The following is a 23,625-nucleotide window of genomic DNA, read 5'->3' on the forward strand; positions in this document are numbered from 1 at the left end:
GCGGGGTTACTCCACGTTCCGTCCGGTGAAGGGATTCCAGCCCACGGCCGCGAGGACGCCCCAGGCGGTGGCGCCGAGATGCGGCCGGCGGAAGTAGAAGAAATCGGGCTCGGCACTGGCCGGACCGATGGCGATGCCGGTGGTGAGGCGGGCGACATCGGTGGCGAACAGGAAGCCGGATGGCGAGAGCTGCCCAGCGATGGTGGCGAGGAGGCGGTCGGCCTCGGCGCTTCGGCCGAGAAAACGGACGGTCAACGCGGCCTGGGCCGTGCCCTCGACCCAGAGGCCATCGAGGTCCTCGTTAAAATCGAAACCGCCCCGGATTGCGAGATGGCGTTCGGCGAAGTCGAACGCCCTGCGCCAGATGTCGGGTGCATCGATCACCCCGATCAGGGGCCAGAGCTGCGTATCCAGGGCGATCTTAGCGATGGGCTGGAGCTTGCCGTCTGGCGTCGTGCCGAGACGAAACACCCCCGGATCGCGCGCGTAGACGGCGTCGAGGAAGCCCCGCGCCGTCGCCGCGATCCGAGCTTCCTCCGCTCCGCCGTCTAGACGATGAAGCCAGGCCGCGACCGCGTGGATGTCGAGGTTGTGCTCAGTAGATTTCCACATCAGGCGTGTCTGATGCGGATCGAAACCATCGACGCCGCCGGTATACCCTTCGGGAGACCGCGGATCGCCGGTCTGTCCAGCGATCCACCCCAGCATCCGTCGAGCGCCGGCGCGGTAACCGCCGCCGGGTGCCACTGCGTCTAGGTTGAGAAGGGCGAGGGCGGCCCAGGCGACGTTCCCGGTAGCAGTGCCATCCTGATAGGCGTCCTCGGCCCATAGATTCTGTCTCGCGTCCCACCACCCGGGCAGAGCCAACGAGCCGTCACCTACTGGACCGGCACGATAAGCATTGCGAATGCGGCCATCGGAGAAGCTGCGGTCCCGTGCCAGCGCGGCGAGGAGTGCGTCGCCGATCCTGCGGGCCCGCCCGACCTCGCCGCAGGCAATCAAAGCGATCGCCGCAACGGCATTGTCGTAGGTGAAGGCCGAACTCTTCAGGGGAGCGGGCAGCTCAATCTCATGCGGGCCCGGACGATAGCTCGACACAAAAATCGGTCCGGTTCCCGTCGTGTCGACGGCCTCAGATAGAGAGTGACACAGCGTTCCCGCCAACGGCAAAGGGGCACGTTCGACTCTACCTGGCGAGGACTCCGCCTCCATTGGCCGGAGCGAGACCAGGAGCAGCGCTGCCACGGTCAGAGCCAGCACAGATCCGCCGCGCGGATGCGGCCGGGTCAATGGGTGTTCTCGGCGCTGTGCTGGCGCGGCGCGGATTGTGCCGTCTTACCGTTCGCGGGGGCGGTCGAACCTTTCGAGAACAGGTCTTTGACCCCATTCGCCACTGCGTCTGCCGCCTGCGTGACGCCGTTCGCCACAGAGGCCCATGCCTGCTTCGCCGCCGGCGAGTTCACACCACGGCTCACGAGATCGGAGGCTTGCACCGCCGTCCCGTTGACGGTCGTGGCCAGAGAAGCCCAGGCCGCCTTGATCTCCGGCCCCGTAACCCCAGACGCGACCGCCTTCCAGGCCACAGAAGCCGATGGAACCCAACCGTTCTCCCGGGTAATCGTGACCCACTGGCCCACCGAACACGGCGTGGTGCGGCGGGCGGCCTCGGTGGGGGAAGCGGTCTTGTCCGAGGCAGGCAGCGTGTCGCGGTCCAGGCTTACGAGCACATACATCTCGCGCCGCTCGGTTTGAGGGAACGGCACCGCGTATTGCTGATCGGTCTTGTCGCTGGTCTTCGGCAGAATCTCACTGACCCACCCGCGCTCGGGAATGCTGCTGCCCGCCGCCGAAATTCGCACCGGCGTTCCAACTGCCAGTTCTTGTGCTTGGCGATAGGAGAAGATCCCGACAGCGAAGGATTGATCGCAATCGACCAAAGTCGCCACCGAGTCGCCTGGGTTGACGTGACGCCCTTCCGCAACACCGAGTCCGAGGACGACACCACCGTTCATGGCCCGCATCTCCGCATCGGCAAGGCTGTCGAGGCGCTTGCGTTCCGCGACGAGCAACGCCTCTTGCGCCTTCAGACTTGTGGAGAGTTGCGCCTCCTCGATAGCAAGCCGCTGGGCATCAAATGCAAGATCCCGCCGCTTCTGAGTCAGCACCGCCAGGCTATTGGACTGGTTGCCCACGAAGACGCTCTTCTTGACCGCACTGAGCTCCGCCAACTTCTGGTTCAGCTTGGCCGTTTCTGCTTCCTTGTCGAAGCGAGCGGCTTCGAGCTTGTGCTGAGTCGGACGCAGGAGATCGAGGCTGGCGGTGTTGCGATCAACCATGGCCTGCTGGCGGTCGACCACCGCCTTGGTGGATTGACCCTCGGCATCTGCTGACCCCACGCGGGCGCGAGCTTCAGCCACTTCTCCGTCGAGCTTAGCGACAGTTTGTTCCACCTGACGCCTAATCTCGGCATCAAGGGCCGCTACGTAGGTCTCGTCGGACTCCCTCTTTTGCCGCGCCGCCAGGAGAGAGCCGCGCAACTCGTCAACTTTGCCATCAAGAGTAATCAGCGTCGTGCGGTCGATGCGAACGTTCTGAATGCGCGCCACCGGTGCTCCGGGGCCGAGGTGCTGCCCGATGGTAGCAGAGACCTTAGTCATCTCCCCGGCAATGGGCGCCGTCAGTAAGCTAATTGGCGCGTTGATGACGGCACGATCCGACTGATCAGCGAGGAGGGGCGGTAGGGTCGCCGTAGTCATCAGTAGGGCGAGGACGGTTGCGACCGAATATGCTGAGACTCGCACCATCCGTGTATGACTTGGTTTCTGGCCAACGGGGGACGCGGAGGCCGGCACGGGTCGCTGCATAGGACTCTCCTTAAGTAGAAAGCATGAGTGACAGGCACGCCAAGGATCCAAGCAAATCTATACTTGGCTCCAAGCGACTAACGGCACAGCGATTCAGGCGTCCAACATGGGCGCAGACGCAATCGCGGAGTATTAGATGTGGTTTAGGCCCGAATGCTGCCTGGCGTCGGCTCATTCGATGAATTTAAGATGGCTAATATTAAATTAACCAAATGGCAACCTGCGGCTAACTGACATGCTCAACAGAAGTTTAGCCGTTTTAATTAGAGGGCTATCACGCACGACTGTACGGCTGGATCAACGCCTCTGATAAGGCGGATGATCGCTAGTTCTACTGACTAATCTCGTTAACCCAAGGCAAGAGCGCACTTTGTTGCAAATGCGCCCAATTAGTTGCATTATAAGTCTATGAGGCGACCTGTCTCCGCGCCGCCTTTGTGCGCCGCGCCAGGATTTCGGCATCAGCGAATTATTTAACGGCATCGCAACAAAAACCGTTCCTTAACTAATTCGTTCACTTTTCTGAAAATTTATGGCGCGAATTGCCTACGTAGTCCGACTTGCCGGTGGTGGCGCAATATGTGCCACATGTACACTCTATAGGTTGAAGATATGCTCTGAGCGCCCGGGCCTTTCCAGTTAACTCGCTGAGAACAAGGGCAATCCAACTCGGCAGTCAATTTTGCGGTCGCTGGTAGGGGCGGCATTCCGCATATGCATCAGATCAATACGCGATGCGGCCAGAATGCGGGGTGGCAAGCTGCGCCTCACAGTGACGCTAGAGCGCTCGCCGCCGAAGTGGATGCCGGTTCGGCGAAAAAGAGCGCGGCAAAACAGAGACTTAGAGATGTGTCCCGACCCAACGTGGTCGGGCGCAGCTCTAGGTTGCGAAGTGCACTTCACTAGACGACGCTAGGACGCCCAACGCTCCAGGATCGAGAGCGCGTCGCCGGTCGCGGCGAAGGTGGCAGTGTTATCGAAGATGCACCAGCTTTCGCATCCCCGCGCCGCGTCTGCGGCGAGGCGGTCAGCCATCGCGTCGAGGGCGTGCTGCTCGTAAGCGGAGTAGTAGATTTTCGGCGAGCCGTGAAGTCGATAGTAGCGTAGGCCTTGCCAGCCGCCGGGCTCGTCTGCGCCCGGCATCGGTGCCGGATCTGCTGCCACACGGGCAATACGAAGTTTCGTCAACAGCGCATCAACACTTGGCGCCAGCCAGCTGGCATGCCGCGGCTCGCAAACGATGCTGCCGCCATGGGCGTGCCGAAATGCTCGCAGGAACGGGTCGCTCGTCCGATCGTCGAAGCGAAGGCTCGGCGGTAGCTGAAGCAGGAGCGGGCCGAGCTTCGGGCCGAGTCCAGCGATCTCATCCAGAAATCGCTGTAGCGGGGCGTCGGCATTCCCAAGCCGCAGTTCGTGCGTGATCATGCGCGGGACTTTCACGGCGAAGCGAAAATGCTCAGGCGTGGCCTCGGCCCATCGCTTGTAGGTGGCGGGACGATGAGGGCGATAGAACGACGTATTGATCTCCACGGCGGTGAGGCGCTGGGCATAGCGCTGTAGGTGGCTTCCAGCGGCCGGAAACGCACCAGCGTAGGCTTTCGGCACATTCCACCCAGCCGTTCCAATGAAGGCCACGCTTTCGGGCTCACAATGCGTTCGAACAGCTCCATTAACACGGTCGGCGTGCCGAGGTTTCTCTGCCGTCATGGTAAGGCGTGCGGTTCCCGGGTCAGTTCGAGTGCGCCGGCGACAGCACCGAGCCAGCTCCTGATCGAGAAGGCACCCAACGCTCTGCGATCGTCTTCGAGTTCGTCCTAGCCAGTGTCGGTGACAAGCCGCTCGAGGTCGGAGAGGGGCAGACCGAGGAGGTCGACGTCGATCTAGCTGTCGTCCGCTCGCGCGCTCTGGATGCAGCTCGATTGACCCCCAGGTCGCTGGCACTGCATCTCGCCGAAGCCTTTACCGACGCTCGGCAGCTGTCCGTCGCTACGCCCTCGCTCAAGCGGCCGGGATCTGTGAGAGCTGCAATCAGCTTGCACTCTTCGTCACTCTGCGGGGAGAGCCCTACCTTGAGCCCCATCATACTCGGCGGTTCAGCGACGGCGGTCCAGACGATTGACGGTTCGTAGGTGTTGTCTGTCCAGGCTGCCACCGCGAGATCCACCACGGCCTGCACGGGCCCGTAAAGAACGAGCGCTTGGTGGAAGCGATCCGGCAGAAGGAGAGGGACTCTGACACGTAAGGTCTGCAACGAACACTTCTCTTAGTGAGGTGTCCCCCGAAGCTTAACAATCGTCTCGAGGTCGTCCTGGCTAATGCTGCGCAAGGCGTGGAGGAACCTGGCAAGTGCCTCCTCTAGAGTGTGCCCCTGGGTTTGTGCCGCTTCTTCCATCTTGGCGAGCTCGGTCTAGGAGAACCGCCGCCCGGTGAGATGCTCGAGCTCCTGAAAAGCAATAAGGTGACCGACCTGGTCCCGGATAAAGTTGTCGCTCGTCATAGGTTTCCTCGTCGTCATCGATCGGTCCTCCACCTCTGCCATTGTAGACGTCATGTTGATTTGATCGACGTTCTTACAATGGTTTCTGTGTGTTAGCGGGCCCAAAAAAATGCGCCAGCCCCTCGGCTCGCAGGGCTTCAGCTCATATTGACTATCGATTGCGAGCTATTTTTACGGCCGGTTGCCACATCGAGAAACGTGGCTCGCACGGGGCCAGCGTGCGATCCTATGGAACTCAGCCCTGTACCTTGGCTGCCGAGGAGAAAAGCACGATGGATTGGCGCGCGATGATCGTACCGGAGCACTCGCTTCTTGAAATACTTCTGCGTGGCTCTGTGATGTACCTGATGCTATTTATCATCATGCGCTTCGTTATGAAAAGGCAAGCTGGCGCTGTAGGTCTTGCCGACCTCCTTGTGATCGTATTGATTGCAGATGTGTCGCAGAATGCATTTTCTAATGAATACAAGTCTCTGACAGAAGGCATCCTGCTGGTTCTGACAATTGTGTTTTGGAACTATGCTATCGATTGGTTGAGCTTTCGATTGCCAATTTTCGAAAATTTCATCGTACCCAAGCGCCTGCGACTGGTGGCAGATGGCGAAATCTGTTGGAAGAACATGCGCCAAGCCATGATCACTCATGCGGAACTGATGAGCCAGCTCAGACATCAGGGGATTGATGACCCAGCATGCATCAAGGAAGCCTCGATCGAAGCCGATGGCCGTATCAGCATCATCCCGGCGGATGAAACCAAGGCCAAGCCACCGGACGATAAAGCCAGAGGCGCGATCTAGACCGAGCGCCACAAGCCAGGGTTGGCGGCAGACCAGTAGCCACCGAGCATGTCCGCTCTCCACGTTCCTGCACGAATTGTTGCAGCGGAGTTTGGGTTCGCTGCATTCAGGCGGAGCTGGATGGCTGCCCCGTCGCCCCAGCGGGCCAGGGAAGGCACTCGGTCCGAAACCGCCACTGACACAGGCCGAGTTGACGACGGCCCTAGACGGTCAATTTCGGGAGCCTTTCGCGCATCGCATCACACCACCTCCTAAGGACGATCGCGTTGTGCAACTCGATCGGACGGGCCCTTTCGGTAATCGGCGGGGCCTTTCCATGTCAGCAACGCCGGTGGGGCACGGCATGTGACAGGATGGGGCATGCTTGAGATCCAGAGCGGGTTGGCGTGTGAGCGAGTGCCGAACCGCACGGCGTGCCGGGCGAGGCGGGCCTAGATCAAGGTCACTGAACAAGTCACGGCCAACCGCCATTCGACGGAGACCGCGCAAACCCAAGTGGATTGTGCCATGAACACTCGTATTACGTCTGCTGTTGCTGCTATCGTCCTGAGCGTCAGCGCCGTTGCTTCGCCCGCCCTTGCCAAGACCTATCTCGCACGTGGCGAAGTTCCGGCCTATGAGGTGACCTCTTCCGCCCCGAGCCGTGTCACAGCCGATGACGATCTGACTACCGGATCGATCGGGTACAGCCGTGGCCGCACTTCCGCTCAGGAAGGCAATGCGGAGCAGAACAGCTTCCCGGTCTGGCAGTATGGCCGCACCTCGGGCGGTAACCGCTAAGCTTGCTGAGAACGGTTGTCGTTGGCGGCGGGGCGAGAGCCTCGCCGTTTTTGTGTGTGAGATCCGACGGGCCCGCTGGGTATCAACCTGTGTGAATGAAGGTTGCGACCCTAAGGTGGACACACTTTCTTCTGACCTGACGGGAGAAGTCGCCATGCTCGAACGGTCCGGGGAATTCTGGGAAGCGATCCCCGGCCTCGTAGAGGCGAGGGTGACATCCGTGCTTGGTCGGGCACCCAAAGCGCGAGAGCCTGTGATCGAATATCTGCGATACCTTGAAGTCGTTGCCCGCCAGGAATGTTCTCGCCGCCAAGCCGTGCAGGAGATCTCATCCCTTCGTCGCCTGCTTGGCGATGAGACCGATGTCGGTAACGGCTTGGGCCACTCGTTCGAGAAGGCGTTGATGGGGTAGGCGTAGCCGTCAATCGCTCTGTCGGTGGGACGCTCATGACAACCACCCCGCGAGGCCGGTCCATGCCTCGGTGATGTTGGCCTCGCGAGGGTCGGCCTTGTTGGGGCCAGTTCGCGGATAAATGCGATTTCGTGCGTTAGGGCCTCGGGGCCGCCGGCCTGGATTAATTCGTCACCCTTCCTGCGGACCGCGCGACAGAACGCCGTGGCGGTTAGCCTGCCCGGGACAGGACCCCGAGATCGTGCGCCGAAGCGCTTTGGGCCGCATCTTGGCCTTCGGGCGACAGGCCGAAATCAACGGCGCCAACTCCATCGCCTGTCCGTCCGACAGCACCACGTCTCCTCACCTGAAACGGGAAAACGTCAGACTTTGCAATCCGTTCGGGCGAGGCCAGGTTCGAGGACGGACCATGTTTCAGGGGGGGCAGGCCATGGCAGAGTGCGAGCCCGGACGTTTTGCGGAACGTTCCTTCAGACACATGTGTAAGTGGAACGGGACGACGAAGGCTGGGGCGGGTAGAAACCTTTATGGAAGCGATCAAGCATCGTCTCAGAGACCTGTACGAGGGCGATAGCGACAGGGCACACCGATTTCGCTACGGCCTGCTTGTCTTCGACATCGCGACGATCCTTTTCATTGTGGTGTCGTCGTTCATGCCAAGGGCGCCGGTCGTGGAGGGACTCGATGTCCTCGTCGGCCTTGCAGTGCTCACGGACTTCGTCGCCCGATTCTCCATCGAACGGCACCGCTGGCGGGAATTGCTGCGTCCGACCACCTGGGCCGACATCGCCGCACTGGTCTCCTTCCTCGCCCCCATTGTCGGCGAAGGAGCCGGGTTTCTGCGTATCCTGCGAACCTTACGGCTGCTGAGGACCTATCAACTCCTCGACCGCTTGCGCTCCGATAGCGGGTTTTTCCGCCGCAACGAGGAGGTGATCCTCGCTGCCGCCAACCTTTCGGTGTTCGTCTTCGTGATGACGGGGTTGGTATACGCCACTCAGCACCGCACCAATCCGGCTATCGCCAACTACGTCGATGCCTTGTACTTCACCGTCACCTCACTCACCACCACCGGCTATGGCGACGTGACCTTGCCTGGCACGTCTGGTCGCTTACTGTCCGTCGTGGTGATGATATGCGGAGTGACGCTGTTTCTGCGCCTCGCTCAAGTTCTGTTTCGTCCCAACAAGGTAAGGCATCCTTGTCCGGCCTGCGCTTTACAAAGGCACGAGCCGGATGCGGTTCACTGCAAGGCCTGCGGGACCGTGCTCAGCATTCCCGATGAGGGAGAGTACTGACCGGAAGGCGGCATGGTCGCATAGATGCGGCGCCGGTCCACCGGGCTCACATGTCAAACAAGCGCCCTGGACGCGAGGTGGAGCCCGAGCCCCAACAGCCCGAAATAAAAGCAGCGTCGGAAGACGGGTTCACTCACACGGCCGCGCACCCAACCACCCAGCTTCATGCCGAGGAGGGCAGGGACCAGGGCGAGCGCCGAGACACTGGCGATGCCGAGGTTCAGGATCCCGCTACCCGCCAGGGCGACGGCAAGCGCCACGGTGGACACCGTGAAGGATAGCCCAAGGGCCTGGATGAGATCCTCCCGATTGAAGCCCAGTGCGGCGAGAAACGGTGCGGCGGGAATCGAGGAGACACCCGTGGCGGCCGTCACCAATCCTGTCGTCGCCCCAGCCAGAGGTGCCAGCCAGCGCTCGGTCCTTGGTGGGACTCTCAGGCGGGGGGCCGCGAGCCCGAGGATCGCAGAAGCGATCAGGGCGAGGCCCAAAGCAACGATGGCCCCACCTCCAAAATTTCCATGAAGGAGCGCAGCTGCCGCCAGGGTCCCAACGACACTCGCCGTGAGCATCGGCCAGAGGCGCCGCGCCAGCGTCCCGAAGCGCGGACCGGCCGCAAGCTGCCAGATGTTCGTCACGAAGGCCGGCACGACCAGGAGTGCGGCGGCCTGAGCCGGTGCCATGACCAAGCTGAGCAACCCCATGGCCACAGGTGGTAGGCCAAGCCCGACGACACCTTTGACGAACCCGGCAAGGAAGAAAGCGAAGGCTGCGACAGCAAGAGGGAATGGTTCGAGGGCGAGGGGCATAATGGCCGGGAAATCCAAAGGCATGAGGCCCAGCCTGCCTCGCCCCTGACCCTGGCGCCGTCACGGCACAATATGGAAAACAGGGGCGTTGTGCATGCGGCGTCACGCAGGGCGATGGGCTAGAGCTGCGCCCGACCACGTTGGGTCGGGGCACATCTCCAGGCCTTTGTTCTGCCGCGCTCTTTTTCGCCGAACCGGCATCCACTTCGGCGGAGAGCGCTCTAGGGTAAGATGACGGAAGACACCCTTACGGAAGCGAGCTTGCACGCGTTCCTTGGTGCCTTTTACGCCAGAGTTCAACGCGATCCCCTCATCGGGCCGGTTTTTGCCCGTGTCATCGCCAATGACGATTGGCCCCGCCACTTGGCTGTCATTCAGGATTTCTGGTCCTCGGTGCTTCTGAAATCCGGCCGTTACAAGGGTAATCCCTTCGGCAAGCATCAGGGGCTCGGTGATCTGACGCCAGCCCATTTCGCCCGCTGGCTCGCGCTGTTCGAACAAGCGGCGAACGAGGAGTTCCCACCTGACATCGCGACGATCCTCGTGGAGCGTGCTCACCGCATCGGCGACAGCTTGCAGGCGGGTCTTTTCTTCCGGCCGGGGATCCCGCGGGCGGAGACCTGAATTCGCGGACCGCTACAAAAGCGAGAGCTACCCTCAGCGTATTGCAACGAAGTGGTCGCTGACTGCGTAAAGGCCCGACTGGCTCTTCGACCGAAGGAATGAGAATGCGCGGCTCAGCACGAATGCATCATACAGGACCGCGTCGCGCCGCCGCCGCTGTGTCGGCCATTCTGCTTGGGATTTTGACGACGCCTGCTTTCGCCATCACGCCGGTGACGCCGGTGGGAGTGGAGAGCTGCGATGCGTTCCTCGATGCATATGCCCGGTGTGCAGCCAGCCCTGGAGTACCGGAGGCAGCCCGACCAGGCATTCGACAGGGCATCAACACGATGCGGGAGAGCTTCCGCGACACGGTCATGCGTAACGAGACGGCTCGGCCGACCGTGGCCTATCAATGTGCCCAGGCTCACGAGGCCGTACGCAAAAGCCTGATCGATGCCTTCAAATGCGATTTTCCGGCTGCGCCCTCAGCTTCGCAGGCTCTGTTGCAGACCCCACCGTCGCCACCGAGAAGCACGGGTGCGCCCACCCGCACTGCGCCGCCGCCGACCCCCGAGGCTCAGGCACTCGCCAAGGCCAACGCTTATACCGAGGCCCAGAACCATCTCGTCCGGTCCCACCCTCTCGAGCAGCAACTCGCCGATTATCGCCGCGACAATGAGCGGGTGCTCAAGCTCGGCACGAAGCTCGGAGCCAATGCGTGGTACCATTTCGGCATCGTGGATTTCGATGGAGTCATCGGTGAGTTGGAGAAGGCCATCGCCTTGCCTGGAGCGGTGCCCGAAATCGATGCCGAGGCGGCCCGATTGCTCGCGGCGCTGCGCGAGCTCAACCCCACGCTGAAGGCACTCACCCGCTATCAGACCACGCGAGAATTCAAGGAGGACGGCTACAAATTCGCGCGGGAGCAGCACGCGATCCTCGTCCCCCGTGTCGAGGCCGCTGTCAAAGCGATGGAAACTTACGGCTCCGCGCTGTTCGAGCGTGAGATTGCCCGGGATGAGCGGCGCCTGGCGACGCTTCCGGAAGACGCGCCGGCGCGCCGTCTCCTCTCGACCAGCCTTACCTTGCGTCGCGCCGTGCGGCGCTTCGAGTCACTGGGACCGAAGGCAGATGTCGCCCCCTTTCTGGCGGCGCTGGCCGAGGTATCGAACGCCAACCGGCAGCTTGGCACGACCTTCGACGGCATGAGTCCGAAAGCCGACTCATCCTGCACGGGCTACACGGATACGGTCGCGAGCCTGATCGGGCATGGCCGGGATGTGGCGCGTGACATTCGCGCGAAAGGCGACCCGAGCCAGCCGGCGCAACGCTTCAACGAGACCTACAATCGCTCGGTGCGGGATTTCGAATCGTGCCAGAAGAACGACGATCGCGTCCGTCCGGGCTGATGCCGCGCGGACAAGAATGGCTGTAGCGCCCGGACGTCTCACGTCTCGACCGTCACGTCAGAAAGCTTCTTCCACGACCTCAAGGTCGGGCCTCGTCCACCGGCGACGATGGTCGACCCGGGACGAGGCCCGACGCGACGTGTTCGCCTACATGGAGGGCTACGCTCGACCAGACTCATCACCTCCAATCGGTGATGCCTGATGTCGGTGAGCAGGTGGAAGCAACGCCGCGTGAGATCGTTGCCAATATTTCGTATTCTTGATTATAAAACAGCATCACAACATAAATACAATTCAACTTTCATCAGAATCCATCGTAATAATCAAAGAAGACGCGATCTGGATCGTGCTTATCTCTCAGGGCACAAAGCCGTTCCCATTTTTCAGGGGTGAAGGCTTGGGGGATATTGCTTGGCTGTTCAACCGTGTTCGTCTCGCCGATGTAATATCCGGTATTGAAAGGGCGCAAGGTCGTCGTGATACGGCGATGCCATTCGGTGTTGGCGTCATCGTCTTCGGCCTTCCACCACATGGTCCACGGGCCACCGTAAACCTTGGAGGAGACGGAATAGGCCATGTCCTTCTGCGCGGCCGGGACATTGGGGCCGCAGAAGATGGTCAACAAGAAGACGGATGTCGCGGAAGGCGCGCTCGGCAGCAGGTGCAGGATGCCCTGCACCAACTCTCCCGGAGAGTGATCGGAATAGGTCGCCTCGACGCGAGAGCGGGCACCTTCCGGCCAGAAGGATCCTGACGCATCGAACAGCTGCTCGAAGGTAACGGGCGTCGCGAACGACGACGAAAGCGGAGGGATCGGAGCGTGTTCCAGCGCCTGCAGCGCGGCCTCCGCGGCGTGCGGCGTCTGCTCGAACGCCGTCGCCGTGACCATGCAAAGCCAGCCGTTCCGAGCGGCGGCCTGTCCTCTCAACTCCGGTGGGGCCTGTACGACGAACAGGCTCAGTTCGACCGCGGGAGACAGGCTCGGGGCTATCGTGCCGAGCCAGGTTCCGATCGCCGGTGCGTCCTCGAGCCGATAGTAATAGGTGCTGCCATGCATGGCTTCGGGCAGCCGATGAAGCTTGAGAAAGTATTTCGTGACGATCCCGAAGAATCCGGAGCCTGCACCTCGGGCAGCCCAGAAGAAATCCGTGTTCTCGGTCGCGCTCGCCTTGATCAAGTCGCCCTGTGCCGTGACGAGTTCGATCGCCTCGACGCTTTCAGCTCCGCTCCCCCAGACGGTGGGGTTCCAGGACATGCCACCACCGAGCAGATAGCCGCTCGCTTTCACCTGAGGACAATGGCCAGTGGGGAAGGCCAGCCCAAGGGGATTGAGTGCTTTCTGAATGTCGCGATTGCTGATGATCGGCTGGATGACCGCCTTCAGATTATCGGCATCGATGGAGATGATCTTCGTGAAATTCGAGAGATCGATCAGGATGCCGCCGTGACGCAACGAGGGCTGACACCAGTTATGGCCGCCGCCGCGGACGACGACCTTCAGGCCGCTCGCACGGGCGAACCGTACGGCCGCGACGACATCGTCCTCGTCCACGGCACTCACGACGGCCTGGGGGGCACGGTCCGGGATCAGCCTGTTCCAGAGATTCCCATGGATCGCCTCGAGGAACTGCGCATCGCCCGCAGCGAAGACCTCACCTTTGCAAGCGTCCCTCAGACCAACGATATTCATGGCGTCACGCAGTATGAAGGAGGAGCCCGCCCGGATGGGAGCAATCCGGGCGGAGGATCTTGCTTTGATCGGCGTTCGAGAGTCGGATTCAGTAGGGGACTCTGTCCGCCTTCTGGGCATACTTCTTCCAGACTTCGACGGCTTCCGTGCGCATGATCTGCGTTGTCGGAATGGAGCGCTCGGAGACATCCTTCTTGAGCTCGGCATAGATCATGCTGTCGTCGAAGCCGCCGTATTCCAGTGCGTCTTCCACCTGGGCGGCGTAGTAAACCCGCTTGATGCCGGCCCAGTACGCGGCCGCCATACACATCGGGCAGGGCTCGGCGCTGGTATAGAGCGTCGCGTCGCGAAGCTTGAACGTCCCTTGCGACTTGCAGGCCTTGCGAATGGCCTCGATCTCTCCGTGCCATGTCGGATCGTTTTCCGCGACGACGCGATTGGCGCCCTCGGCGATGATCTCGCCATCCTGAACGATGACGCAGCCGAAGACGCCACCGGCGCTCTCGACCAGGGAGGTCTTTTCGGACAACGCGATCGCCCGAGCCATGAAATCAGTGTGGTCGTGAGCCATTTCCAGTCTTCCTCGGTTGAGTGGTCAGCTTATGCTGAGACGAACGATGACGAATGATTAAAACAGGTGGGAGAAGAAGAACATTTCGAGTCCGTAGAGTGCGGCCAGAATCGTCACGCCCAGCAACTCCTTGCGCCAGCGCTTGTGCGTATCCGGTTTCAGCCACCAGCCCAGGCCGAAAATCGCCACCGCCATTAGCGGCCATGACACGAGCGAGACGCTGATGGCATTGCCGATGAAGGTGGAAACGGTCAGCGGCAATCCGTTCAGCAAGGGGCTGAGGAAGCGGATTTCCAGCATGACGACGGGAAACAGAACGAGCAGGACGAGGCAGGTTTGCTTCCAGGCGGGCGGCGGCGCGAGACGCTGCTCATTGGCGAACCACCCCGCGAACGGGTTGCTCATCCTGTGGCTCCGCCAGGTCGATACCTGGGGCGTCGCTTCGGCCAGGATCGCCTGCCTTTCCGGGGATTGCAGCCAGGCATCGAGGAAGGCCGGGCTTTCGAAGCGAACCAGCGTTGTCCAGTACGGGACTTCCGGCGACAGGGGCGCCTGGACGAGGGTGCCCATATATCCTGGAAAGCGGGCCTGTCCCTGCTGAATACGTTCGGCCCAACGCCGAAACGCCTCTTCCTGCCCCGGCTTCACAACCGTCGTGATGACCTCCGTGACGGTCGTCGTGGAGTGATAATCCGGCGCCGCCTCATCGGCGTGTGGTCCCTTGCCGTCGCTTTCCAAGGCTGTGAGGCTTGCCAGGAGCGTAGCGCGCGCCTCGTCCTCGACCCATCGGGTCAGCGCTTCGGGCGAGCGGAACCGTTGGATGATCTGCCATTCTGCCGAGCCGGCGAAAGCCGGGATGATCTCGAGGCTGACGAAGTCATGGGATGCCGAGACGGCCCGGGTAAACTCGGCCTGCCACGTTGCGAAGCGAGCCTCCATGCCGGGCCGCACAGTGAGTTTCGTCGCGACGGCCTTCGTCGTCCCGGTTTTGATTGCGCGCGACGCATCCTGCCGTAAGTCTAGACCGTCACTTGCATTCGGTTTTTCGATAACATCTTGGTTGTACGCCACCGAACTCATCCTGCGAATCCCATATCGCTCAAATACATGACTGGTTCGGTAGCTCTGTAGGTCATTGACCTACAGAAATTCACTTCCATGCTCAATTCTTGAGCAGCGAATAGAATTTAAATACAGAGATGAGCGAAAATCGTGAGCTTATTGTAAACATTTCAATCTTTGGGGAAAGTTAAAGTCAAACGAAGCTGATTGCTTTGATTGAAGGTTACTGAATTGTTTTTGCGGCGTGGGGCGGCGTGGGGCGGCATGGGGAGGGTACCTGAACGAAGGTGGTGCGGCGTGAAGCCGTGAAGCGTCGGCGCTGGTGCGCCTTCGTCCAAATGCTCCAGGTCGCTCACGTCGGGTGGGCGACACAGTCTCCGATGGCAGACTCGGGGCGTCGAGCATCGGGCGGACCAAGGCTGTCCGGTTGCCCGGGCCGGCGGGCCAGGGCTCTATCCGGCGGCGTGTACGGGCCTGTGAGATCGGTATGGCTTATGGCTCACCGGCCTTGGCCGCCCGCGCGAAGCGAATTCGCCTGAGGGTCATTCAGAAGCGTACGTGGCGTCTTGGACGGATCATGGTCGCATGACGTTGATCTCGTGTAGGTCGGTGACCTACAGGGGGGCGTAACAATGAGGAATCATACCCTGGTTGGCCGCTTCGCTCGGGGTAGACATGTCCTTGTTTCGGTTGCTGATCGTCGATGACCACCCGATCGTGCTGGCCGGTCTGAAGCTGTTGCTCCAGGGCAATGACCGCTTTGACGTGAGCGGAGAGGCCAGCTCGGCCCGGACGGCCCGTATCGAGGCCGAACGAGTGCAGCCCGACATCATCGTTACCGATCTCATCATGGGGGACGGTGACGGCATCGCCTTGATCGAGGATCTGCGCGCCATCCTGCCGGCGGCCAGGATCATCGTCTATTCCAGCCGCGACGAAACGGTCTGGGGGCCTCTTGTGATCTATGCCGGCGCGCATGGCTACGTGGCGAAATCCGAGCCGCTCGAAACCGTCGCCGTGGCCCTCGACCGCGTGGTGGCGGGCGCGATCCATCTGAGCGAGCCGGTGCAACAGCTGCTGATCGGTGATCTCGCGCGTCGATGCGACCGTCGGACGGATATCGGCGCCCTATCCGGCCGCGAACTTCAGGTTCTCCGGCTGATCGGCAGCGGTGCGACGCTGCAATCTCTGGCGAAGGAACTCGGGTTGAGCGTGAAGACCGTCGGTACCTATCGGGAGCGCCTGAAGGTCAAGCTCGGGCTGGACAGCGTGAGAATGCTCGAACGCTATGCGGCGGATCACCTCGCGGGGCGTCTCGATCCGTCATGAAAGGCAGGCCATCATGAAGAGCTGGCTGGCACGCTGGGACGTGTCCCCCGCCGAGCAAGCCGGCATGAGCTTCGGAGACATGCTGACCCTCGTCAATATTCGACGGGTCGAGATCGCCTGCATGCTGGGGCTGTTCACCAAGTCGATCGAGTTCGCCACCGGACTTAGGACCGTTCAGATCGCCGTTGAGATCGTGCTGGCGCTCAGCTTCCTGCTCGCCTCGCTGACGCTGCGGCGCGGCGGTGGAACGTGGCTCCCGCGCGTCTTCGTCGTGATCTTCCTGGTTCTGACATTGCTCGATACTCAATGGGCGATCGCCGCGATGGGCGCCAAGGGGCGGCTGACGAGCGGATACCCCATGATGCTTCTGTCGCTGACCTTGCTGTTCGTGCTGCCGCCCCTCACCTTCGGGCTGACCTTGATCCCGCTGCTGCTCACCTATTGTTGGATCGTGCTCGGCACGGCGACGTTTCCCGCCGAGCAGGTCATCGCCATCGTCAATGCCGCGATCGTCTCGGTCATCGCCGTCGTCGCTGCAGCGCTGATTCATGCCGGGCGGCGCAGCGATTACGAGCAGAAGCGCACCATCCGCCTGCAGAATGACCGGCTGATGGAGAGGAACGGCGAACTCGACACCCTGATGGCGATCACTGCCCATGACCTGCGCAGTCCCCTCTACGGGCTGCGCAACCTGTTCGATCTCGCCGTCCGGCGCGCAAAGCGGGAGCCGGAATTGCCGCTCGTCGTGTTGCAGCAGGCGAGAGCGAGCATCGACGCGATGCTCGCTCTCGCGACCCGGCTGCTCGATGCGCACGCCGCCGAGCACCGGCCGCTCACGCGCCTCACCGACGAGGATGTGCGAGGGCATGTGCTGGCCGCCGCAGGCCGGACCAAGCCGCTCGCGCAATCCGCCGACGTTCGGATCGACGTGGACCTTCCGGATCGCCCGTTGGTCGCCACGCTCGACGCAGGAGCTCTGGCACAGATTCTCGACAATCTTCTCGGCAACGGCGTCCGCTATAGTCCGACGGGGGGCATCCTGACGGTCAGCGCCGCACAGGAGAGCGGAAACGTATCGATCCGGGTTCAGGATCGCGGACCGGGTATCGATCCTGCCCGTCACGATCTCCTGTTCAAGAAGTTCCATCAGTCTGTTGGGACGCGATCCGATGGACCGCCGAGCACGGGCATGGGGTTGTTCATCGTCGCGACGCTGTCCGAGCGCATGGGCGCGACGGTGCGTTGTGAACCCGGGACGATTGAGGGCGCGGTCTTCGTGGTGACGCTGTCCGCTGGCAAAGAATGAGCATCGGCGTTCCCACAGCGCCTGTCTCCGACTCCTGCGCCAAGTGGCTGTCGCGTATAGTCGGAAACGACCGACTTACGGGGAGATCCGGAAGGCAGGTTCCAGCAGGCCACGTATTCCGGCGGCCACCAGGAGGGTGCGCCCGTGCTCGGGATCGGCGTCGCGTTCCTCCTGGCTCATGCCCTCATAGGCGCTGGTGATCAGCAGGCGATCGAGATCCGGCCCGGCGAATGTGGGGCATGAGGGGCGGGTCACCGGCAGGGGAATCGTCCGCACGCGCTCGCCCTCCGGGCTATAGGCATCGATGCAGGACGCACCCCAGCGGACGCACCAGATGCGGCCCTCGGCATCGACCGCAGCGCCATCGAGGCCGCCATCCCCGCCGCGATGATCGTAGAGCGTCGAGGGCTCGCCCGTCGGCAGGCCAGTGCTGGGGTCGAGGCTGACGCGCTTCAGGAGACCCGCATCGGTGTCGGCGAAGTAGCCGGTCGCGCCATCGGGCGAGAAGCAGATGGCGTTCGGGATGGTGAGCGACCCGTAGAGGCGCGTCACCCGGGTACCGGCGACATGGTAGATCGCGCCACGCCCCGGCTCGGCATCGCGGCCCATGGTGCTGATCCACAGAGCGCCGCAGGGATGCACACGGCCGTCGTTGGAGCGGGTGCCTGCATCCTCCGCCTCCAGCGGACAGAGTAGCATGAGCTTTCCGTCACTCAGCCCGCGCAGGTAAAGCCCGTCCTCGGCGGCGAGGAGATGACGGGTCTCGTCCACCGCGGCGACGCCGCTCGCCATGAAGGGCAGGTCGTGCAGGCGCGCGGTGCCGTCCGCGAGCGACCTCTCGAACAGCTGCCGCTCCAGAATGTCGACCCACCATGCCGTGCCGGTTCGCGGATCGTAGCAGGGGCCCTCGCCGAGATGGCAGCGGTGCGCGTCGAGGATCGTCATCGTGTCCATGCTCGTCCTTCCTCGGGGCAGCCGCTCGCGGCGACCGGCATGCCTGTCATGCCGAACTATCCCCCGAGAGTATCCCCCGGGTCGAAGCATCCCCAAGTCGGGGCTTTCCGAAGTCGGAGCCTCCAATGTGGAATCTTCGGGTTTCGTGTGGGAACGATGAGTCCCCTCGGCATCCAGGATCGGGGCCACGAAAGATGCAGCGGGGCACAGCTCGATCTGCGCATACGCCTGCGAGACCGGCATCGATTGTTCAACAGGTCTTCGCAGGCTATTCTGATGATCGTCGATATCCGATGCGATCACTGTACAAGATGCGTGGTGCAACACTCGGGTCGATACAAACGAAAGTACTTCGAGGATACGCAGGCGGCCTGCATGCCGAGAGCCAGGAGGCGCGCGGAAGCGATGCCCGCGCGACGGAAACCGAGGCCTCCCGTCGCGTTAGATCGGCAGGCGCATCACATACCGCGCGATGGGTTGCTGAGAGGATTCGATGGAATACAGGCAGCTTGGCCGCTCCGGCCTTACCGTACCGGTGCTCAGCTTCGGCACGGGCACGTTCGGCGGGACAAACGAATTCTTTCAGCGCTGGGGCCAGACCGATGTCGCTGAGGCGACCCGCATGGTGGACCTTTGCCTGGATTCCGGTGTCAATTTCTTCGACACGGCCGACATCTACTCGGGAGGTGCCTCGGAGGAGATCCTGGGCCAGGCTCTGAAGGGCAAGCGCGAGCGCGCGTTGATCTCCACCAAGGCGACCTTCCGCTTCAATGACGACCTGAACCAAGTCGGCTCCTCGCGCCATCATCTGGTTCGTGCCTGCGAGGCCAGCCTGAAGCGGCTCGGTACCGAGCATATCGACGTCTACTTCATGCACGGATTCGACGCACTCACCCCCGTGGAGGAGACGCTTCGGGCGCTCGACGATCTCACCCGCTCGGGCAAGATCGGCTATATCGGCGCCTCGAACTTTTCCGGCTGGCACCTGATGAAGGCGCTCGCCACATCCGAGCGCTATGGGCTCGCGCGTTACGTGGCCTATCAGGGCTACTATTCCCTGATCGGGCGGCATTACGAGTGGGAGTTGATGCCGCTCGGCATCGACCAGGGCGTGGGCCTGATGGTTTGGAGTCCGCTCGGCTGGGGCCGTCTGACCGGCAAGATTCGCCGTGGGCAGCCGAACCAGAGCGGCCGCATCGCCGCGGGCGGCGCCGAGGGCGGGCCGCCGGTGTCGGACGAGTACCTCTTTGGCGTGGTCGATGCGCTGGATGATGTGGCGGAGGAGACCGGCAGGACGGTGGCGCAGGTCGCCCTGAATTGGTTGCTGACCCGGCCCACCGTGTGCAACATCGTCGTTGGCGCCCGCACCGAGGAGCAGCTCAAGCAGAACCTCGCCGTTCTCGACTGGACGCTGACGCCCGAGCAGGTGGCCCGCCTCGATGCGGCGAGCCAAGAGACGCCGATCTATCCCTATTGGCACCAGAAGGGGTTCGATGAACGCAACCCCAAGCCGACGACTTGGTAAAACGGCTCTTCGTCTATCGTCTTGAGCGGTGCGCTCGTTACGCGTGCACCTGCTCTCGCTTGGCAGCGCGGCCTGCATGGTGTCGCATTCCGCCCGTCTCGACTGGAAAACGGCCTTATGCGTCGTTGCCGACCAACTCGGAGATCATGCGGGCTCATCGGTCGGGCCGACTGAGGGCCCGCGGACGGCCACCACGCGGCCGCGCGGGCAGGCTTCAAACCATCGAACGATGGAGGCTACATCTCGAGCAAGGCAGGAAGCCGTTGCGTTGGATTACCAAAGTGCACGTGGCAGCCGCCGCTTCCAACGCTCGCCCGGCCGTAGAGCCGCTGCCTGCTGAGCGCGCCGTGCGGTCCGCGCTTGAGCCAAAGCAGGCCCACTGACGCCACCGGATGGCTGTATCGAGTCGGGGCTCGCGACAACCGGTGTATCGTCGAGCTCGTCTTCTGCATCGGCAAACGAAAGTGCCGAGTCGACCTGCGCCACGACCTTCTGCTTACGTTTGGTCGGTGGCTTCACGCGTTGCACGCGTGGCAGTCGCTCCTCTTCCGGCGCTTTGCCGACCTCGGGAGCGTCCGGCTCATCGGGCATGGCAAACATCGGCACGAGACTCGGCAGGACACGCCGAGCGGGCGGCTCGGCGGGCGCTACTGACGGTGCAGGCTCGGGATGAGCGAGGCGCAGGGGCTGCATATCGGCCGGCTTTTCGGCCACAGCTGCCTGCAGGTCCCCCCACAGGTCGTCGCCGACGCGGGACCGTGCTGGGGCGTCGGGGAGCGAGGCGCGGGATGTACGGGTATGCTTGATTTCGACCGTGAAAGGTCGCGCGCTACGGCGCTTCATGTATGAGATAATCCTGAGATCGACACGCTCAAGGACGCAAGACGCGTCGGCAGCGAATGCTTAGCATATGAGGAACAGATGATGCTTGTCCAGTGAGATACAAGCACAAGCGGTTTTATCTTAGATGAATGCATGTTGGCGCAACCGCCGGATCGATGCATCCGCGTTGCGATGATGGATGAAGACGCCTCCAGCCTGCTCCCAAAGGGGCCGGTATTTCTCCCGGTCATCCACGAGGGCATCGCCAGGACGGCAATGTTCTCGTTTCAGCGCGGCACTCGTCGTGATCACCTCGACACCGGGGAAATACCGGGCCGCCCAGAGGCGTTTCTGTGGCTCAGCCCAGTTTCCCCGCGGAAGACCCGTGAGGATGATGGGCTCGAGGTGGCGAACCGCCTCATACAGTTCCATGGCATCCGGCATCAACGGTAGCTCACCGAAGAAGTTGTTGAGCGAGGCAAGCTCGCCCCAGAAACGCTTCAGGCCAAAACGCCGCTCGAATTCCGCCGGTGACATCCCGAAGGCTTGCTTCGCGCCGGCATCGAAATCGGCTAGCACGCCATCGCAATCCAGGAACACCGTTGGCATGGACAGTATGGCCTCAGAAATCGTGTGTCGTTGATCTGGAGGAAGAACAGGGACGTACGATCTTCGTCTGCGACCGGTCAGAGGCTTTTCGAGACGACACCGAAAGCTAGCAGGACATACGCGCCGACGAAGAACCAGGTCCGGTACTTGACCACAGTGGGACCAATGGTCGGAAGGCGCAAATAGAGACTGGCGACGGCGAGGCCGATCAGCACCAGCGAGAGAAGGAAGGTCAGACGGCGTGGAGGCGAGAGGTTCAGCATAACCCGATCCTGGCGCCGTGTGGTTGAGGAGTCGTGAAGGGGTCGGCATCCGTGCCGGACGGCGTATTGGCGCGGTATCCTATGAAGAGCCCGTTCTTCGGCGAATGTTTCGACAACCGATCCCTCGGCGCGCCCGTCACCGCCTCCGGTCCGAGACGGACTCCTGCCAAACTATGTCGTGACCGGCGAGAGCAACGATAACGGCGCTCGCTGGCCGAATGTCAGCCTGTGCCGGCCGCCTGGAGTTGCACCCGACCACGTTGGGTCGGGTGCAACTCCAGGCCTTTGTTTTGCCGCGCTCTTTTTCGCCGAACCGGCATCCACTTCGGCGGTGAGCGCTCTAGGACTGGTTCTGCGCGGCAGGCCTGTCGCCTTCGGCGAGGAGGAAAGGGAGCAGCACGGCAGTGAATGCCTCGGGGTGTGAGTAGTTGATCCCGTGGGCCGCACCGGGAATGACGGCAAGGCGTCCGCGCGGCAGGCTTTCGGCGAGGATCGTGACAAACGCGTAGGGGACGATGTAGTCACGGGCGCCCCAGACCACGAGCGTGGGCTGCATGACGCAGAGCGCCTTCTCTCCGATGCGGTTGCCGACCATGCTGTGCAAAGTCAGGATGTATCGGTTGATCCCGCCCCGCGCATAATCGCTCAGCGCCACCCAGGCCAGCGACCAGCGCTCGAACGGCGCGATGGCCAGGAACCCCGCAACCTGCCGGAAGAGGCTCCTCGCCTCCGGGTCTGGCGTGGGCCCCTGCAGAACCAGGCGGTCGACGAGGTGGGGGTGAACGATCGCCAGTTCGACCAGTATCTCGCAGCCGAGCGAGTTGCCGATAAAAGCCGCGCGCTTCAGGTCGAAGGCCTGCATCCAGGCGGCCAGCGCATCGGCGAGTTCGCGAACGGTGAGCACGTGCCGGGGCTTGTCGCTCAAGCCGAAGCCGGGCAGGTCGGGGGCGTAGACCTTCAGGTGAGGGCCAAGATGCTTCGCGAGCGGGACCATGTATCGGCCGGACATTCCCAGCCCATGGACCAGGATCACGGGTAGTCGATCATCCGGCACGGAATCGACGGAGACCCTGGCATGGATGATCTGGCCGTCGACACGGGTCCGCCTCGCCGCGAGCCGTCCCAAACCTGCGTGGCGAGCCTCGCCGGCACGCCGCCACGGTAGGATAGCGGCCATGGCTAGGCGGGCCAGGATGCCGCCAGCCGTTGCACCGATCCACCGCAGGGACACGCCCATATTTCCGTTTCCGCCGCATCCGCCCTCGAACTCGAAGCCGAAGAGAACCGGCCCCGCGAAACGCAACCGCTCGCGAGATCGTTTCAGAGGGCCGGGCTTTGGGTCATGCACCGGGACTTGAGGCCAGTCGAGTGCGGGCACGCGTCCTTGTGGACGCGTTGCTATGTCTGCGGTCGTACCGCGTCAAACACCGTACCCGGACTGGTCGCGCAGACTTCAACTCGCGAGCCGCTGAGTCTGACGTTTCGCGGCATCGAAAGCCTGAAGATCGAGGGCGAGGGCGATGACCTTGCCGCTTGTCAGGCGTGTCGGGTCGATGAAGCTTCCGATGCCATGCTGCAAGTAAATCTCTTCCACTTCTGGGGTTCGCATGGCGCCACCCATGGTCCAGTTGGGAAAGGAACGGCCCTGAACGTTCCGTGCATCCAGAATGGTAGCACTGGTATGGCGCGGATCGCGGGCGATGCGCGTATAGGTGCTGCTCACCTGTGCTTGGTCGCCCTCAAGAACCTGAATGAACCAAGTTTTATCGAATATGAGAAAACCGGTAATTCCATCGCGGCTGTTGTTGCGCTGTGAAGCCGAGACGATGTCACGCAAATTCATAAGCATGGAGCGATCGTTGCCGGCAACAACGTTTCGGCTATAGTAAACAAGCTGATGTATCATCGCAGATTTTTGTCCATCACGTTTAGCATGGCACGATCAAACGAGCTCCCCTCGTGCCGTGCGGACAGACAACGTAGAAAAGAGCGGCTGGTTTGGCCCATGAGGCGGAGAAAATTCTT

Annotated in this window: 22 protein-coding genes and 2 pseudogenes; 10 read left to right on the forward strand and 14 right to left on the reverse strand. The window is 62.2% G+C overall.

The annotated features are described in order from the left end of the window. Positions 1 to 6: 6 nt before the first annotated feature. The 3 genes from IPV08_RS04530 to IPV08_RS04540 all read right to left on the reverse strand — a co-directional run bounded on the left by IPV08_RS04530 (position 7) and on the right by IPV08_RS04540 (position 4,469). Positions 7 to 1,098, reverse strand: a complete 1,092-nt coding sequence (locus tag IPV08_RS04530) for a hypothetical protein (protein ID WP_348646072.1) — start codon at positions 1,096 to 1,098, stop codon at positions 7 to 9. Positions 1,099 to 1,286: 188 nt separating this feature from the next. Then, complete coding sequence (locus tag IPV08_RS25025) at positions 1,287 to 2,606, reverse strand: HlyD family efflux transporter periplasmic adaptor subunit (protein WP_207410933.1); 1,320 nt, start codon at positions 2,604 to 2,606, stop codon at positions 1,287 to 1,289. Positions 2,607 to 3,776: 1,170 nt separating this feature from the next. Beyond that, positions 3,777 to 4,469, reverse strand: a complete 693-nt coding sequence (locus IPV08_RS04540) for a DUF72 domain-containing protein (RefSeq protein WP_348646073.1) — start codon at positions 4,467 to 4,469, stop codon at positions 3,777 to 3,779. A 1,164-nt stretch (positions 4,470 to 5,633) separates the two neighbouring features. Between IPV08_RS04540 and IPV08_RS04545 the strand changes: the two genes are divergently transcribed. From IPV08_RS04545 to IPV08_RS04555, 3 genes are all read left to right on the forward strand, one after another. Beyond that, positions 5,634 to 6,158: a YetF domain-containing protein gene (locus tag IPV08_RS04545; RefSeq protein WP_056428309.1), complete on the forward strand. Its 525-nt coding sequence runs from the start codon at positions 5,634 to 5,636 to the stop codon at positions 6,156 to 6,158. A 507-nt stretch (positions 6,159 to 6,665) separates the two neighbouring features. Then, on the forward strand, positions 6,666 to 6,938 hold the full coding sequence (locus tag IPV08_RS04550) for a hypothetical protein (protein ID WP_207410935.1): 273 nt from the start codon (positions 6,666 to 6,668) through the stop codon (positions 6,936 to 6,938). Positions 6,939 to 7,092: 154 nt separating this feature from the next. Further along, a complete protein-coding gene (locus IPV08_RS04555) occupies positions 7,093 to 7,350 on the forward strand; it encodes a hypothetical protein (RefSeq protein WP_207410936.1) in 258 nt (85 codons plus the stop codon). A 234-nt stretch (positions 7,351 to 7,584) separates the two neighbouring features. Here IPV08_RS04555 and IPV08_RS25030 read toward each other — a convergent pair. After that, a pseudogene (locus IPV08_RS25030) lies at positions 7,585 to 7,683 on the reverse strand (IS5/IS1182 family transposase); the annotation flags it as partial. 194 nt (positions 7,684 to 7,877) lie between these two features. On the opposite strand from IPV08_RS25030, the gene IPV08_RS04565 reads away from it, so the two are divergent. Continuing rightward, complete coding sequence (locus tag IPV08_RS04565) at positions 7,878 to 8,648, forward strand: potassium channel family protein (protein WP_056428304.1); 771 nt, start codon at positions 7,878 to 7,880, stop codon at positions 8,646 to 8,648. Positions 8,649 to 8,701: 53 nt separating this feature from the next. On the opposite strand, the gene IPV08_RS04570 is transcribed toward IPV08_RS04565, so the two are convergent. Next, positions 8,702 to 9,454: a sulfite exporter TauE/SafE family protein gene (locus IPV08_RS04570; protein WP_207411019.1), complete on the reverse strand. Its 753-nt coding sequence runs from the start codon at positions 9,452 to 9,454 to the stop codon at positions 8,702 to 8,704. Positions 9,455 to 9,685: 231 nt separating this feature from the next. Between IPV08_RS04570 and IPV08_RS04575 the strand changes: the two genes are divergently transcribed. From IPV08_RS04575 to IPV08_RS04585, 3 genes and pseudogenes are all read left to right on the forward strand, one after another. Then, positions 9,686 to 10,078: a group III truncated hemoglobin gene (locus IPV08_RS04575; protein ID WP_056428301.1), complete on the forward strand. Its 393-nt coding sequence runs from the start codon at positions 9,686 to 9,688 to the stop codon at positions 10,076 to 10,078. A gap of 329 nt (positions 10,079 to 10,407) precedes the next feature. Further along, on the forward strand, positions 10,408 to 11,469 hold the full coding sequence (locus tag IPV08_RS04580; RefSeq protein WP_246747784.1) for a DUF3829 domain-containing protein: 1,062 nt from the start codon (positions 10,408 to 10,410) through the stop codon (positions 11,467 to 11,469). Between the two features lie 60 nt (positions 11,470 to 11,529). After that, positions 11,530 to 11,632 (forward strand): annotated as a pseudogene (locus IPV08_RS04585) (IS3 family transposase); the annotation flags it as partial. Positions 11,633 to 11,773: 141 nt separating this feature from the next. On the opposite strand, the gene IPV08_RS04590 reads toward IPV08_RS04585, so the two are convergent. The 3 genes from IPV08_RS04590 to IPV08_RS04600 form a co-directional block, all read right to left on the reverse strand. Next, the gene (locus tag IPV08_RS04590; RefSeq protein WP_207410938.1) at positions 11,774 to 13,159 is read right to left on the reverse strand and encodes an FAD-binding oxidoreductase; all 1,386 of its coding nucleotides are present in this window, start codon (positions 13,157 to 13,159) and stop codon (positions 11,774 to 11,776) included. A gap of 88 nt (positions 13,160 to 13,247) precedes the next feature. Next, entirely contained in the window at positions 13,248 to 13,730 is a 483-nt protein-coding gene (locus tag IPV08_RS04595) for a nucleoside deaminase (RefSeq protein WP_018043743.1), read from the reverse strand. 57 nt (positions 13,731 to 13,787) lie between these two features. Beyond that, positions 13,788 to 14,801 carry an antibiotic biosynthesis monooxygenase gene (locus IPV08_RS04600; RefSeq protein ID WP_348646074.1) on the reverse strand — a complete coding sequence of 338 codons (1,014 nt, stop codon included), beginning with the start codon at positions 14,799 to 14,801 and terminating at the stop codon, positions 13,788 to 13,790. A gap of 666 nt (positions 14,802 to 15,467) precedes the next feature. Here IPV08_RS04600 and IPV08_RS04605 point away from each other — a divergent pair. Together IPV08_RS04605 and IPV08_RS04610 are read left to right on the forward strand one after the other, a co-directional pair. Beyond that, positions 15,468 to 16,121 (forward strand): response regulator transcription factor, encoded by a 654-nt coding sequence (locus tag IPV08_RS04605; protein ID WP_207410940.1) that lies wholly within the window; start codon positions 15,468 to 15,470, stop codon positions 16,119 to 16,121. 13 nt (positions 16,122 to 16,134) lie between these two features. After that, on the forward strand, positions 16,135 to 17,427 hold the full coding sequence (locus IPV08_RS04610) for a HAMP domain-containing sensor histidine kinase (protein ID WP_207410941.1): 1,293 nt from the start codon (positions 16,135 to 16,137) through the stop codon (positions 17,425 to 17,427). A gap of 75 nt (positions 17,428 to 17,502) precedes the next feature. Here IPV08_RS04610 and IPV08_RS04615 read toward each other — a convergent pair whose 3' ends face one another. Further along, on the reverse strand, positions 17,503 to 18,381 hold the full coding sequence (locus IPV08_RS04615; protein ID WP_207410942.1) for an SMP-30/gluconolactonase/LRE family protein: 879 nt from the start codon (positions 18,379 to 18,381) through the stop codon (positions 17,503 to 17,505). A gap of 493 nt (positions 18,382 to 18,874) precedes the next feature. On the opposite strand from IPV08_RS04615, the gene IPV08_RS04620 reads away from it, so the two are divergent. Further along, entirely contained in the window at positions 18,875 to 19,906 is a 1,032-nt protein-coding gene (locus IPV08_RS04620; RefSeq protein ID WP_207410943.1) for an aldo/keto reductase, read from the forward strand. A gap of 273 nt (positions 19,907 to 20,179) precedes the next feature. Here the strand turns inward: IPV08_RS04620 and IPV08_RS04625 are convergent, their stop codons facing one another. The 5 genes from IPV08_RS04625 to IPV08_RS04645 all read right to left on the reverse strand — a co-directional run bounded on the left by IPV08_RS04625 (position 20,180) and on the right by IPV08_RS04645 (position 23,506). Beyond that, positions 20,180 to 20,749 (reverse strand): hypothetical protein, encoded by a 570-nt coding sequence (locus IPV08_RS04625; protein ID WP_207410944.1) that lies wholly within the window; start codon positions 20,747 to 20,749, stop codon positions 20,180 to 20,182. Between the two features lie 120 nt (positions 20,750 to 20,869). Further along, on the reverse strand, positions 20,870 to 21,337 hold the full coding sequence (locus IPV08_RS04630) for a hypothetical protein (RefSeq protein WP_207410945.1): 468 nt from the start codon (positions 21,335 to 21,337) through the stop codon (positions 20,870 to 20,872). 77 nt (positions 21,338 to 21,414) lie between these two features. Beyond that, complete coding sequence (locus IPV08_RS04635) at positions 21,415 to 21,600, reverse strand: hypothetical protein (RefSeq protein WP_207410946.1); 186 nt, start codon at positions 21,598 to 21,600, stop codon at positions 21,415 to 21,417. Positions 21,601 to 21,940: 340 nt separating this feature from the next. Next, positions 21,941 to 22,831 (reverse strand): alpha/beta fold hydrolase, encoded by an 891-nt coding sequence (locus IPV08_RS04640; protein ID WP_207410947.1) that lies wholly within the window; start codon positions 22,829 to 22,831, stop codon positions 21,941 to 21,943. A gap of 222 nt (positions 22,832 to 23,053) precedes the next feature. Beyond that, complete coding sequence (locus IPV08_RS04645) at positions 23,054 to 23,506, reverse strand: BLUF domain-containing protein (protein ID WP_056428264.1); 453 nt, start codon at positions 23,504 to 23,506, stop codon at positions 23,054 to 23,056. Between the last annotated feature and the right edge of the window lie 119 nt (positions 23,507 to 23,625).

It is taken from the genome of Methylobacterium sp. SD274, from assembly GCF_017355285.1.
GTDB lineage: Bacteria > Pseudomonadota > Alphaproteobacteria > Rhizobiales > Beijerinckiaceae > Methylobacterium.